Raw genomic sequence first — 12,829 nt, 5'->3', positions numbered from 1 at the left:
TCCCCCGCAACCCCTGCACCGAGCCGAGGACGGTCGATGTCGACTCACACCCCCCTTTTCACCGCCCAGAACGAGCGCGTCAACGACGCGGTCCTGGAGCAGCGCCCTGAGACGGTCGCGCACCTGTTTCGGGACCGCGTGGCCAAGTCGCCGAACGCCGAGGCGTTCCGCTTCGCCGAGGACGACTCGTGGTCGTCGGTGACGTGGACCCAGGTCCGCGAGCGCGCCTACCGCCTGGCCGCCGGACTGGTCGCGCTCGGGGTGCACCCGGAGGACCGCGTGGCCATCGCCTCCTCGACCAGGTACGAGTGGGCGCTGACCGACCTGGCGGTGATGTGTGCGGGAGGCGCGACCACGACGATCTACCCGACGACGATCGCGCCCGACGTCGCCTACATCCTCGCGAACTCCGGCAGCGTCGTCGTCTTCGCCGAGGACGACGACCAGATCGCCAAGCTCTGGGAGCGGCGGATCGACCTGCCCGAGATCACCCGGGTCGTGACCTTCGACGGCACCTCCGACGGCGACTGGGTGATCAGCCTCGACGAGCTCGAGCAGATGGGCGTCGAGCTGCTCGCCACCAACTCCTCCACGGTCGACGACCGGATCGACGCGCTCACCAAGGACCAGCTCGCGACGATCATCTACACGTCGGGCACCACCGGTCGCCCCAAGGGCGTCCGGCTCACCCACGACGCGTGGACCTACGAGGCGGCCGCGGTCGACTCGATCGGGATCCTCAACTCCAACGACCTCCAGTACCTCTGGCTGCCGCTGGCGCACGTCTTCGGCAAGGTGCTGCTGACCCTGCCGCTGCAGGTCGGCTTCCCGACCGCCATCGACGGGCGGGTCGACAAGATCGTCGACAACCTGGCCGTCGTGCAGCCGACCTTCATGGGCGCCGCCCCGCGCATCTTCGAGAAGGCCTACGGCCGGATCACGATGATGATGAAGGCGGAGGGTGGCCTCAAGGAGAAGCTCTTCCTCTGGTCGGTGTCCGTCGGCCGCGAGGTCGCCGGCATGCGGGCCCGGGGCGAGCAGCCCACCGGCATGCTCGCCAAGAAGCTCGCCCTCGCCGACAAGCTGGTGCTGCACAAGGTCCGCCAGCGGTTCGGTGGCCGGATCCGCTTCTTCATCTCCGGGTCGGCGGCCCTCAACAAGGACATCGCCAACTGGTTCGACTCGATCGGCCTGACGATCCTCGAGGGCTACGGCTTGACCGAGACCAGTGCGGCCTCGTTCGTGAACCGCCCCAACGGCAACGCGATCGGCACCGTGGGCTGGGCCCTGCCCGGCACCGAGGTGAGGATCGCCGAGGACGGCGAGGTGCTCCTGCGTGGCCCCGGGGTCATGGAGGGCTACCACGACAAGCCGCAGGACACCGCCGAGACCAAGGACGCCGACGGTTGGCTGCACACCGGCGACATCGGCACGCTCGACGACAACGGCTACCTCAGGATCACCGACCGCAAGAAGGACTTCTTCAAGACGTCGGGCGGCAAGTACGTCGCCCCGTCGCTCATCGAGTCGACCTTCAAGGGACTGTGCCCCTACGTCAGCCAGTTCATGGTCTACGGCGCCGACCACAACTTCGTGACGGCGCTGGTCACCCTCGACCCCGACGCCATCAAGGAGTGGGCCGGCGTGCACGGGGTGACCGGCGACTACCGGGCCATCGTCACGTCGAAGGAGGCCCGCGACATGGTGCAGGTCTACGTCGACAACCTCAACGTGAACCTCAACCGGTGGGAGCAGATCAAGAAGTTCACGATCCTCGACCACGACCTCACCATCGAGGACGGCGACCTGACCCCGAGCCTCAAGCTGCGGCGCAAGGCGGTCAGCGAGAAGTACCAGGAGACGCTCGACGCCCACTACACCGGCTAGGCGTCAGACCACCCGACCCGGGGCGGCACGCCGCACCGGCGGGTCGGCGACGAGGGGCACGAAGCGGTACCACCCGTGCTCCTCGACCGCCGGCCCGCTGTCGGCTGTCCGTCCGCCACGGCCCGCCGACGACGGGTCGCCCGGCGGTCCGTCCGGTGCGCGGACGCGGAGCATCCGGCCCGCCACCGGGAGGACGAGCACGCCGGCGGGGGAGAGCTGGGCCACCAGCTCGGCGGGCAGGGCGGAGGCCTGCGCCGACACGAGGATGCGCTGGTACGGACCACCCGTGGGCCACCCCAGGGTGCCCGGCACGGCGCGCTCGACGTGCGCCCACGGCATACCGACGGCGTCGAGGTTCGCCGCACCGAAGGCGACGAGGTCGGGCACTCGCTCGACCCCGGTGACGCTGCCGTCCGGGCCGGTCAGGTGCGCGAGGAGCGCGGTCGTCCAGGCCGAGCCCGAGCCGACGTCGAGGACGCGCTCACCTGGCTGGACATCGAGCAGCTCGAGCATCTGGCGCACGGTGGTCGGCTGGCTGTTCGTCTGGCCGTGACCGATCGACAGCGGCGCGTCGCGGTCGGCGTGGGCGCGCTGGGCGGGCGGCAGGAAGTGGGCGCGGGGCACCGCCTCCATGGCCGCGGCGACGCGTTCGGCCGGGCTCGGCACGGCTCCAGTGTGCGACGGCGCGGGTCGGTCAGCGCACCGACCCGGTGGAGCCGACCGGGGTGGCGGCGTGGCCCGCGTGGTGGCTCGCGCTGGGGTGGCTGGACGGAGCCGGGTCGGGGCCGCCACCGATCCAGTGGGCAGACACCGCCAGGGTCAGCAGCAGGCCGAAGACGGCGATGATCCGGACCGAGGACGCGCGCATGACGGCTACGCTAGGACGCGACTCTGGGAACCGCCTGAGCCCCCCTTTCGCCCGTCGCCATCTCATGCAAAAGGCGAGTTGGCGCCGGCGCTAACTCGCCTATTGCATGGGGTAGCGACACGCCTGGCTCCCAGCCAACCCCCAGCCGGGTCGCAGCCGCCTCCCATCCACGACGCGCACGCTGGGTCGGAGCTCCGGGGTCGGGGCAGGTCGGAGGTCGCGTGACATGCCCCTGCTGGGATGGCCCCTGCTGGTCACGCTGGGTGTCGCGACGGTGGCCTGCACGGTCCTCACCCTGCTCGTGTGGTCGCGCGTGCGTGGGCCGGAGCCGGCCCGGGCCGGGCAGCGCGTAGGACTCGTGGTGGCCGGGCAGCTCGCGGCCGTGCTGTTCGTCGCCGCGGGCCTCAACGACTACGGCTACTTCTACGGCTCCTGGTCCGAGCTCCTCGGCACGTCGGTCTCCGGCAGCGCGGTCGTCCACGCCGCGACCACCCGCGTCGCACGGCACCAGAGCGGACCGCCCCGCGCCGCCAGCTTCGACCCCTCCCTCGCCGGCATCGGCTCGTGGTCGACGCCGACCCAGTGGGCGACCCGCGGGCGGGTCGAGGCGCTGACCGTCGTAGGCGCTCACAGCGGGCTGTCCGAGGCTGCCGCCGTCTACCTCCCACCGCAGTACTTCCAGAAGGCCTACTCGGGCAAGCGGTTCCCCGGGGTCGAGGTGATGAGCGGCTACCCGGGCGCCACGCGGGCCATGGTCGCGCGGATGCAGTACCCCGACGTCCTCCTCTCGCAGCTCCAGGCGCACCGGGCGAAGCCAATGGTCCTCGTGATGCTGCGACCGACCGCCGCGCCACCGCGCGACACCGAGTGCACCGATGTCCCGGCCGGACCCCAGGTCCTGACCTTCCTGGGGGAGGACGTCCCGCGGACGATCGCCCAGGACCTGCGGGTGTCACCCGTGGGGTGGGGAGCGATGGGCGACTCCACCGGTGGCTACTGCGCCGCCAAGCTCCTCCTCACGCACTCCTCGGTCTTCACCACCGGCGCGGCCCTCTCCGGGTACTACCACACGCTCGAGGACGGCACGACCGGCGACCTCTGGGGTGGCTCCGCCGTGCTGCGCGACCTGAACGACCCTGAGTGGCTGCTGCGGCACCAGCCGGCACCGCCGGTCTCGCTCTTCGCGACGATCGGGACGGGAGAGGTCAGCGGCACCGGCCTCCGTGACACCCGCAGGTTCGTGGCCCTGGTCCACGCCCCGATGTCCGTGACGACCGTCGTGATCCCTGGCGGCGGCCACAACTTCACGGCGTGGTCGGCCATGATGCCGCGCGCCCTGGACTTCCTGTCCGCCCACCTCGGGTCCTGACCGCCGCTGTCGTCAGGGCCGGTTGTCAGGCTCGCACCAGGGCCGGCGTGAGGGCTGTCGCCCGGGCCGGTGTCACCGCGGGGTCAGTGCGGGGTGGCCGCCAGGAGGGTGCGGGCGATCAGGTCGTGACCCGCGGCGTCGGGGTGGTCGCCGTCGGAGGACAGCAGCGGCGTGGGGTTGCGGTTCCCGTCGGCACTGAGGAACGGCGCGTAGAGGTCGACGCAGGTGTCACCGAAGGTCCGTGTCGTCGCGCAGATCGCCCGGTCGGCAGCCACGGTCACGCCGTCGCTCCAGTCGGCGAAGCCCACACCTCGCTGCCGATCGGCGACGTCACCGTCCTCGAACACGTTCCAGTAGGTCGTCACCTCGACCCTCTGGCCGGCCGACCCGAGCGCCTTGATCCTGGCCAGGTCGCTGGCGAGCCCTCGGGCCATCGACGCCACGGCGGGCGCCACACAGGCGGTGCCGCAGCCGGCCCCCTCCCACCGGTCCTCGAGCGGCACGAGGTCGTTGGCCCCGATCGTGACCACGACCGTGTCGGCGCTCGCCACCGACCTGGCCGGACCGGGCTGCGCCAGCTGGGTGGCGAGCGAGCCGGTCGTCAGGCCGGGGGTGCCCAGGTTGGTCGCCGTCGCGGACCGACCGTCGCGGGCCGAGAGCAGATCGGCGAACCGCTCCATGAAGGGTGCGCAGTCGCAGTTCGACCCGGCGGTCACCGAGTCGCCGACCCCCACGACGGAGAGGGGGCTAGGGAGGGACGAGGTCGCCTTCTGCGGGGGCGTTGCGGAGCTGCGGGGACGCGCGGGGCTGCTGGGGCGCGCGGGGCTGCTGGGGCGTGCCGAGTGGATCGACCGCGGTGCCGCACCGCTGGGCGCTCGCCACCCCACCACGCCGACCACCGCCGCGAGGGCGACGACCACGGCCGCGACGGCGACTCCGCCGGCCACGACCGTGGGCGGCACCCGGTGACGAGACACCCGCGCGATGCTAGGAACCGATGCTGGGAGAAGCGTGGGAGCCCGCACCCCGACCGTGGGACGGCTCGTTTTCGGTGCGCAGCGGTGCCGCCGTTACCCTTGTCCCATCATGGACTCCACCCCCGGCACCTCCGTCTTCCCGCTGCTCGAGCCGTTGCTCGAGCAGGTCAGCAAGCCGATCCAGTACGTCGGGGGCGAGCTGAACTCCACGGTCAAGGACTGGAACTGCGGTGGCCACGGCCCGCAGGGTCAGGAGCTCACCACCCGCTGGGCGCTGATGTACCCCGACGCCTACGAGGTCGGCGTGCCCAACCAGGGCGTGATGATCCTCTACGAAGTGCTCAACGAGCGCCCCGATGCGCTATCCGAGCGGACCTATGCGGTCTGGCCCGACCTCGAGGCGCTGATGCGCGAGTCCGGCGTGCCGCAGTTCACCGTCGACGCCCACCGCTCGATCCGTGACTTCGACGTGCTCGGCCTGTCGTTCTCGACCGAGCTGGGCTACACCAACATGCTCACCGCCCTCGACCTCGCTGGCATCCCGCTGCACGCGGTCGACCGCACCGACGACGACCCGATCGTCGTCGCCGGGGGCCACGCCGCGTTCAACCCCGAGCCGGTCGCCGACTTCGTCGACGCCGCGATCGTGGGCGACGGTGAGGAAGCCGTGCTGGCCGTGACCGACCACATCGGCGCCTGGAAGGCCGAGGGTATGCCGGGTGGCCGGCACGAGCTGCTCCTGCGCCTGGCGCGCACGGGCGGGGTCTACGTGCCGTCGCTCTACGACGTGTCCTACCTGCCGGACGGGCGGATCCAGCGGGTCGCGCCGAAGCCCGACGCCCACGGCGTGCCGTGGCGGGTGTCGAAGCACACCGTCATGGACCTCGACGCGTGGCCGTACCCCAAGCAGCCGCTGGTGCCGCTGGCCGAGTCGGTGCACGAGCGGATGTCGGTCGAGATCTTCCGCGGCTGCACCCGCGGCTGCCGGTTCTGCCAGGCGGGCATGATCACCCGTCCGGTGCGCGAGCGCTCCATCACCGGGATCGGCGAGATGGTCGAGCGGGGCCTGGCCGCGACCGGGTTCGAGGAGGTCGGCCTGCTGTCGCTGTCGTCCGCCGACCACTCCGAGATCGCCGAGATCGCCAAGGGACTGGCCGACCGCTACGACGGCACCCAGACCGGGCTGTCGCTGCCGTCCACCCGCGTCGACGCGTTCAACATCGACCTCGCCAACGAGCTGACCCGCAACGGCCGGCGCTCCGGCCTGACCTTCGCCCCCGAGGGCGGCAGCGAGCGGATCCGCAAGGTCATCAACAAGATGGTGACCGAGGAAGACCTCATCAAGACCGTCTCCGCGGCGTACGGAGCGGGCTGGCGCCAGGTCAAGCTCTACTTCATGTGCGGCCTCCCGACCGAGACCGACGAGGACGTGCTCCAGATCGCCGAGCTCGCCAAGAAGGTCATCGAGACCGGCCGCCAGGTCTCGGGTCGCCGCGACATCCGGTGCACCGTCTCGATCGGTGGGTTCGTCCCGAAGCCGCACACGCCCTTCCAGTGGTGCGCGCAGCTCGGCGACGAGGAGACCGACGCCCGGCTCACCAAGCTGCGCGACGCGATCAGGTCCGACCGACGCTACGGCAGCTCGATCGGGTTCCGCTACCACGACGGCAAGCCCGGCATCGTCGAAGGACTGCTGTCGCGCGGTGACCGTCGCGTCGGCCGGGTGATCGAGCAGGTCTGGCGTGACGGCGGGCGGTTCGACGGCTGGAGCGAGCACTTCTCGTTCGAGCGGTGGATGACCGCTGCCGAGACCGCCCTGGCCGACCTGCCCGTCGACGTCGCCTGGTACACCACGCGCGAGCGCGGCGAGACCGAGGTGCTGCCCTGGGACCACATCGACTCCGGTCTCGACAAGGAGTGGCTGTGGGCCGACTGGCAGGACGCCCTCGACGAGACCGAGGTCGACGACTGCCGCTGGACGCCCTGCTTCGACTGTGGGGTCTGCCCCCAGATGGGCACCGACATCGAGGTCGGGCCCACTGGCAAGACCCTGCTGCCGCTGACCGTTCTGGGCTCAGGGCGTGCGGCGATGGCCGAGGCGCACGCCCACTGAGCCGACCTCGCGGGTGACACCTCCGCGGCGCCTGAGGTCCGTCGATGGACGGATCGCAGGGGTCGTCGAGGGCGAGCCCAGCTGGCGCGAGCCGGGTGGGCTCACCCTCGGCGCCGGTCAGGGAACGACGACGACGTCCCCGACCATGCCCATGTCGTCGTGGATGGCGCAGATGTAGTGGAACCTGCCCACCGTGGTGAAGGTGACGTCGAACGGCGCGCCAGGAGCGAGCACCCCACTGTTGAGGTCCCCGCCGGCGAAGTGGGTCGGGTCACCGGAGGGTGCCAGGATCGCCAGCCCCGGAGGCTCCTGCCCGAAGGTCACCGTGTGCGGTGCGCCCGGCCCGGCCACGGAGAACGACACCGTGTCTCCCACGTGCACCACGAGCCGGTCGCGGACGAACCGCGAGACCCCGAAGCCTTCTCCGTCGATGCCGACCAGCACGCGCGAGCCGGTCGTGGCATGAGTTTGGGTGGCCTCGCGCCAGGCGTCCCGTCCGCGGTTGATCGCGGCGTTGGCCTGCTGTGTGCCGACCCGGTCGTAGTCCTGCTGGGTGTAGGGGTAGGCGGTCCCAGCCGCACGGACGTGCACGGTGCCCGTCATCATCAGGCCGTGCAGGAGGCAGTAGTACGTGAAGTCGCCGGTGGTCGTGAAGGTCAGGTCATAGGCGGTGGCTGGGTCCGTGAAGACGAAGATCGGCTGCGTGGCCATGATGCCGGAGTTGGCGTAGGCGGTGCCGTCGTAGGCCGACGATCCCTGGGCCGCGGTTTGGGAGGGGTCGAACGGGTTGAACTCGGGGAGCGCCGTCCCGGGCGCGAGCAAGGTCACGGTGTGCGGCTCCGCACTGTTCGACGTCCAGTGCACGGTGTCGCCGGCGTCGACCCAGATGTCCTTGGGCAGGAAGGCCATCGCGGTGACGGCCATGTCGGGGGTCTCGGCGCCGACGCGCACGTGCCACGTGGCGGGGCTGGGGGCCGCCGCCGAGGCATTCGAGCCCACGGCAAAGGGGATGGTGAGGACGGTGACGGAGATGACGGCCAGAACGAGCCGTCGCAGCATTGACTTCCCAGACATGGGTGCTCCTCAGGGCGCGGTTCACGGCCGCGGTCACGACCGCGTCGGATTGCCCGTGCCCCTTCAGCGCGTGCGCTCCGTCTCAAGGGTGCTCGCCCTGCCCGGGCATGACGTCATGCCTTTGGGTGATTTCCCGGAACCGGACGCAGTGATGGGCCCGGCCGCCGGGCGGCCGGGCCCACCAGTGCGTTTCAGTACGTCACGGGCTCGAGATCGTCCCGCCGTTGGCGACGGTCAGGCTCGAGGTCTCGTGGCAGCTGGCGGGGATGTCCCGCTGCCCCTGGTTGGTGCTGTCGTAGCTGACCCGCCACGAGAACGACCCCGAGGCCGTCTGCGCCGGGGCGTTGCCCGACAGGACGGTCTGCGGCGAGGCGCCGGCGACGGCCTTCGTCGTCGAGAAGGCGCTCGTGCCGTTGCACGTGCCGTTGGTGAAGAACTCGAACGACACCGTCCCGGCCATGGCGCCGCCACCGGTGGCGGACACGGTCACCGAGTCACTCGGCACCCAGGTCTGCGCACTGGTCAGCGACGAGGGCACGGTCGTCACGACGACGTCCTCGTTGGTGTCGTCACACGCGGTGTTGTGCGTCGTGGCGTTGTTGTTGGGCAGGTTGCCGCTGTACGAGGCCGCCCAGTGGTAGGTCCCGGGCGCCGTCGGGACGAACTGAGGTGTCGGGGTCGAGTACGACCCGTTGCCCGAGACGGTCACCGCAGCCGAGGTGTAGGCCACCGTGGTGCAGTTACCCGGCCCGAAGAGGGTGAACGTCACCGTTCCGCCGGCAGCCGCGCCGCCGGTGCCGGTCAGGTTGATGACCGGGTTGGCCGGCTGGGTGGCCAGGCCGCTCAGCGTGGCGCTGTCACTGACCGAGCCACCGAGGATCACGCTCGCACTGGCCGTGGTCGCCAGGGTGGGTGTCACCGGGTTGACGGTGAAGCACTCACCCGCCGAGGAGTCGGACGACCCGGGGATGCCGTTGGCCGTGTCACCGCTGAAGACGGCGCGCCAGCAGTACCGGCCTGCCGAGGTCACGTAGACGATCGGCGACACGACGGTCACGGGATAGGCCGCACCCGTCAGGTTCGTCGAGCCGACCGAGGTCCCGCCGGAGGTGCACAGTCCTGGCGAGTCGACCTTGCACAGGGAGAACGCGACAGAGCCCGCTGGGGTGGAGGTACCACCGGTGAGGCTGACCAGCGCGGAGTCCTTGACGGACACGACACCGGAGCCGATCGACAGGCCACCGGCCGGAATGGCGGTACCATCGCCCTGCTTCGGGGTGGTGACGGTGGTGGAGCTGCAGTTGGTGATCGGCGGCGCGTTCTTGAGGATGGTGTCCTTGTAGTCGGCCGTGTCGGAGTTGCCGGTCACTGTGCTCGGGATGGTGTTGGCGAACACCTTGCAGGCGGTGCTGCCGCCGAAGATGGTCGCGGTCAGGTCGACCGCAGCCTCGCCGCGGAACCCGTCGGCGCTGTACTCCGCCTGGGACACGGCGGCGTTGAGCTGGCTCGGGGCGCTCAGGACGAGGTTGGGCGAGGTGCCCGACCAGGTGCGCAGGAACAGGTCCTTGCTGCCGCCCTGCTGGTCCCACAGGATCATGAAGTCGCCGGCCTTGCGGTTCGCCCACGGGTTGCAGGCGGCGATGAGCTGCGCATCGGTGGCGGTGTCGTAGGCGCAGCCCGCGGGAGCGGCGTTCTGCATGAACTCGTAGGCGATGAAGCCGCTGCCACTGTTGGCATCGCGCTCCCACGCGAAGTACAGCCAGTCGTGCTGCGTGCCGGTGTCACGCTCGGTGTCCAGCCACGCACGACGCAGGTCGACCTGCCCGTTGGGGTTGGTCGTGTCGAGCATCGGCAGTGCTGCGCCGTGGATGACCCCGATCTTCGTGACGTTGGAGTTCTTGGGTCCGAGCTCCTTGACGTTGCCGAACGGGTCGGGGAGCTCGGTGGTGTTGGGATCGGGGATGGTGCCGTCGATGGTGAACGGCCCGTCGGCGGCATACGCCACCTGCGGGAGGGCCACTGCTCCCGCGACGACCAGGCCGGTGATGGCGAGGACCGCCTTCAGGCGCGTCCTGCGTGTGCTCCTGCGTCCGTCCCGTGCGACGGTCATGCGTAGCGCCATGACTCCTCCATTCCTGATGAACCCCAGCCGGATGGGGCTGGGGCAGGACATCGCGTCGGCGGTGTGGACCGCGGCTCCGTCGTCGGGGGAGCCCCCCAGAAGGCGAGAAGGGGGTCCGAGGGCGGTGGGGTCGTCGGGCACGGTCGTCGGGTGCCGGGTCCCACGCTAGGTGCCTCGGGGTGTGTGCGTGACCGCCATATGACGCAGGAGGAAGTGCCCAAAGTGGTTGTTTCAGTAAGAGATTGCGTTGCCCGTGGACCTCTGTGCCGCAAGATCGCCCTGGCCGACTCTCAGGGAACTCCCATCAAACCGGTGACATTTGTCATCGGGTCGGGCCGAGACCCCGGTGTCGAATGAAACGGCTCCACCCGTGGGCGGCCGAGACCCGGCCGGCCCGGCCACCCCGTCCCGGAGGTTTCATGTCCCGTCTGTCGAGATCCACCTGCGCCGCCCTCGGTGCAGCAGCCCTGGTCACCGCAGCATCGGCCGGCTCCGCGCTGGCCGCCCCTGCCGGGCCCCACGCCCTGCCCGGCAGCGTCCCGTCGTGGGCCGTCGCGAAGAACCGTGCCGCGTCCACCGACGCCACCCAGCAGGTCACGTTCCGCGTGTACCTCAACTACCGGGGTGGTGACGCCGCCGCGGCATACGCCAGCTCGGTCTCGACCCCCGGCAGCGCCAGCTACCAGAAGTTCCTGACCCCGGCGCAGTTCCGCGCCAGGTTCTCGCCCGCCCAGGCCGATGTCGACACCGTCTCGTCCTGGCTCAAGACCCAAGGCTTCACCGTCGGAGCACTCCCGGCCAACCACAAGTACGTCGAGGCCACGGGGACGCTCGCCCAGGCAGCCAAGGCGTTCGACACGTCCTTCGCGGAGTACCGCACCGAGGGCAAGACGGTGCGGGGCAACACCACCGCGCTCAAGGTGCCCGCGTCCCTCACCGCAGTGGAGGGCGTGGTCGGGCTCGACGAGTCGCAGACCCTGGCCCGCCAGGACAAGGTGACCCCCGGCCCGGCGCTGTTCCGCAACGCCCAGCCGACCAGCGACTACTGGGGCCAGAAGACGGTGCAGAACACCCCCACCCCCGATGGCACCCCGCTGCCGTCCTCGCCGAGCGCCTTCGCGCCCAAGGGGTATGCCGGGGCGCAGCTCCAGGGCCTCTACGGCATGACCGGGGCGATCGGCTCGGGCAACGACGGACGCGGCGTGACCGTCGGCGTCATCGACGCCTACGCCTCGCCCACGATCCTGCAGGACGCGAACACCTACTCCGCGGCACACGGCCTTCCGTCGCTCAACGGACACTTCACCCAGGTCGTGGCACCGGGCACCTACAACCGCCCGGAGAACCCGAAGCAGGACCCGCAGGGCTGGGCCGGTGAGGAGACCCTCGACGTCGAGGCCGTCCACACGATGGCCCCGGGGGCGGACATCACGTACATCGGTGCCCCGAACAACTACCGCGACCTCGACGCGATCATGAACAAGGTGGTCGACCAGCACCTGGCCGACATCGTCAGCAACTCCTACGGCTACGGCGGTGAGGCCCTCCCGGCCGGCACCATCAAGCCGTCGCTGGACACCCAGATCCAGGCCGCCGCCGAGGGCATCACGCTGTTCTTCTCCTCGGGTGACAGCGCCGACGAGACCGGCGCTGTCGCGGGCGCGACCCCGACGCCGGACTGGCCGGCCTCGAGCCCCTATGTCACGGCAGTCGGTGGCACCAGCGCTGGTGTCTCCCAGTCGAACGGCCGCGTCTTCGAGCTCGGGTGGGAGACCGCCAAGGGCACGCTGAACAAGGCCACGACCACCTGGAACACCCCCGCCTTCCTCTACGGAAGCGGCGGTGGCACCTCGCGACTGTTCGCGCAGCCGTCCTACCAGGCGGGTGTCGTGCCCGGCGCCATCTCGCAGACCTACGGTGGTGGCGCGATGCGTGCGGTGCCCGACGTCGCGGCGCTCGGTGACCCCAACACGGGCATGCTCGTCGGGGAGACCCAGACCTTCCCGGACGGCTCGCAGCACTACTCCGAGTACCGGATCGGCGGCACCTCGCTCGCCTCTCCGCTCTACGCGGGCATGTTCGCGCTGGCCGAGCAGAAGGCCGGACACGAGTTCGGGCTGGCCAACCCGGTGCTCTACGGCGCTCGCAGCTCGAGCATCGACATCACCAAGACCGACCTCGCCACCTACCCCGGTGACGTCCGGTCCGACTACGTGAACGGCGTGGACGCCTCGGCGGGCTACGTCTACAGCGAGCGGACCTTCGACAGCGATGCCGCCCTGACCATCCACGTCCGCCCCGGGTACGACGACGTCACCGGCGTCGGTGTCCCCAACGGGCAGGCGTGGCTTGACGCGGTCGCTTCCTCCTGACCGCCGTGCACCGGCGGGTGGGTCCCTTCACCCGCCCGTCGGTGCTC

Annotated in this window: 9 protein-coding genes; 4 read left to right on the top strand and 5 right to left on the bottom strand. The window is 70.6% G+C overall.

The genetic code is table 11. The features are described from left to right. The first annotated feature begins 36 nt into the window (after positions 1-36). On the top strand, positions 37-1,887 hold the full coding sequence (locus ACXJKD_RS04550) for an AMP-dependent synthetase/ligase (RefSeq protein WP_457253234.1): 1,851 nt from the start codon (positions 37-39) through the stop codon (positions 1,885-1,887). A 3-nt stretch (positions 1,888-1,890) separates the two neighbouring features. On the opposite strand, the gene ACXJKD_RS04545 is transcribed toward ACXJKD_RS04550, so the two are convergent. Then, complete coding sequence (locus ACXJKD_RS04545) at positions 1,891-2,553, bottom strand: protein-L-isoaspartate O-methyltransferase family protein (protein WP_457253233.1); 663 nt, start codon at positions 2,551-2,553, stop codon at positions 1,891-1,893. Between the two features lie 28 nt (positions 2,554-2,581). Beyond that, a complete protein-coding gene (locus ACXJKD_RS04540; protein WP_457253231.1) occupies positions 2,582-2,755 on the bottom strand; it encodes a hypothetical protein in 174 nt (57 codons plus the stop codon). A 226-nt stretch (positions 2,756-2,981) separates the two neighbouring features. Here ACXJKD_RS04540 and ACXJKD_RS04535 point away from each other — a divergent pair, with 226 nt between their 5' ends. Further along, positions 2,982-4,124, top strand: a complete 1,143-nt coding sequence (locus ACXJKD_RS04535; RefSeq protein ID WP_457253230.1) for an alpha/beta hydrolase — start codon at positions 2,982-2,984, stop codon at positions 4,122-4,124. 83 nt (positions 4,125-4,207) lie between these two features. On the opposite strand, the gene ACXJKD_RS04530 is transcribed toward ACXJKD_RS04535, so the two are convergent. Further along, positions 4,208-5,101, bottom strand: a complete 894-nt coding sequence (locus ACXJKD_RS04530; protein WP_457253229.1) for an SGNH/GDSL hydrolase family protein — start codon at positions 5,099-5,101, stop codon at positions 4,208-4,210. A 109-nt stretch (positions 5,102-5,210) separates the two neighbouring features. Here ACXJKD_RS04530 and ACXJKD_RS04525 point away from each other — a divergent pair, with 109 nt between their 5' ends. Then, on the top strand, positions 5,211-7,214 hold the full coding sequence (locus ACXJKD_RS04525; RefSeq protein ID WP_457253228.1) for a TIGR03960 family B12-binding radical SAM protein: 2,004 nt from the start codon (positions 5,211-5,213) through the stop codon (positions 7,212-7,214). Positions 7,215-7,331: 117 nt separating this feature from the next. Here the strand turns inward: ACXJKD_RS04525 and ACXJKD_RS04520 are convergent, their stop codons facing one another. Continuing rightward, positions 7,332-8,288, bottom strand: a complete 957-nt coding sequence (locus tag ACXJKD_RS04520) for a cupredoxin domain-containing protein (RefSeq protein WP_457253227.1) — start codon at positions 8,286-8,288, stop codon at positions 7,332-7,334. 199 nt (positions 8,289-8,487) lie between these two features. Next, positions 8,488-10,398, bottom strand: a complete 1,911-nt coding sequence (locus ACXJKD_RS04515) for a hemagglutinin (RefSeq protein WP_457253226.1) — start codon at positions 10,396-10,398, stop codon at positions 8,488-8,490. Between the two features lie 431 nt (positions 10,399-10,829). Here ACXJKD_RS04515 and ACXJKD_RS04510 point away from each other — a divergent pair, with 431 nt between their 5' ends. Then, positions 10,830-12,782, top strand: coding sequence for a S53 family peptidase (locus tag ACXJKD_RS04510; RefSeq protein WP_457253225.1), 1,953 nt, complete (start codon positions 10,830-10,832; stop codon positions 12,780-12,782). Positions 12,783-12,829: the final 47 nt, after the last annotated feature.

This window comes from Pedococcus sp. P5_B7 (assembly GCF_054049895.1).
Note: the sequence above shows the minus strand (reverse complement) of the source record. Positions and strands in the feature narration are given on the sequence as shown.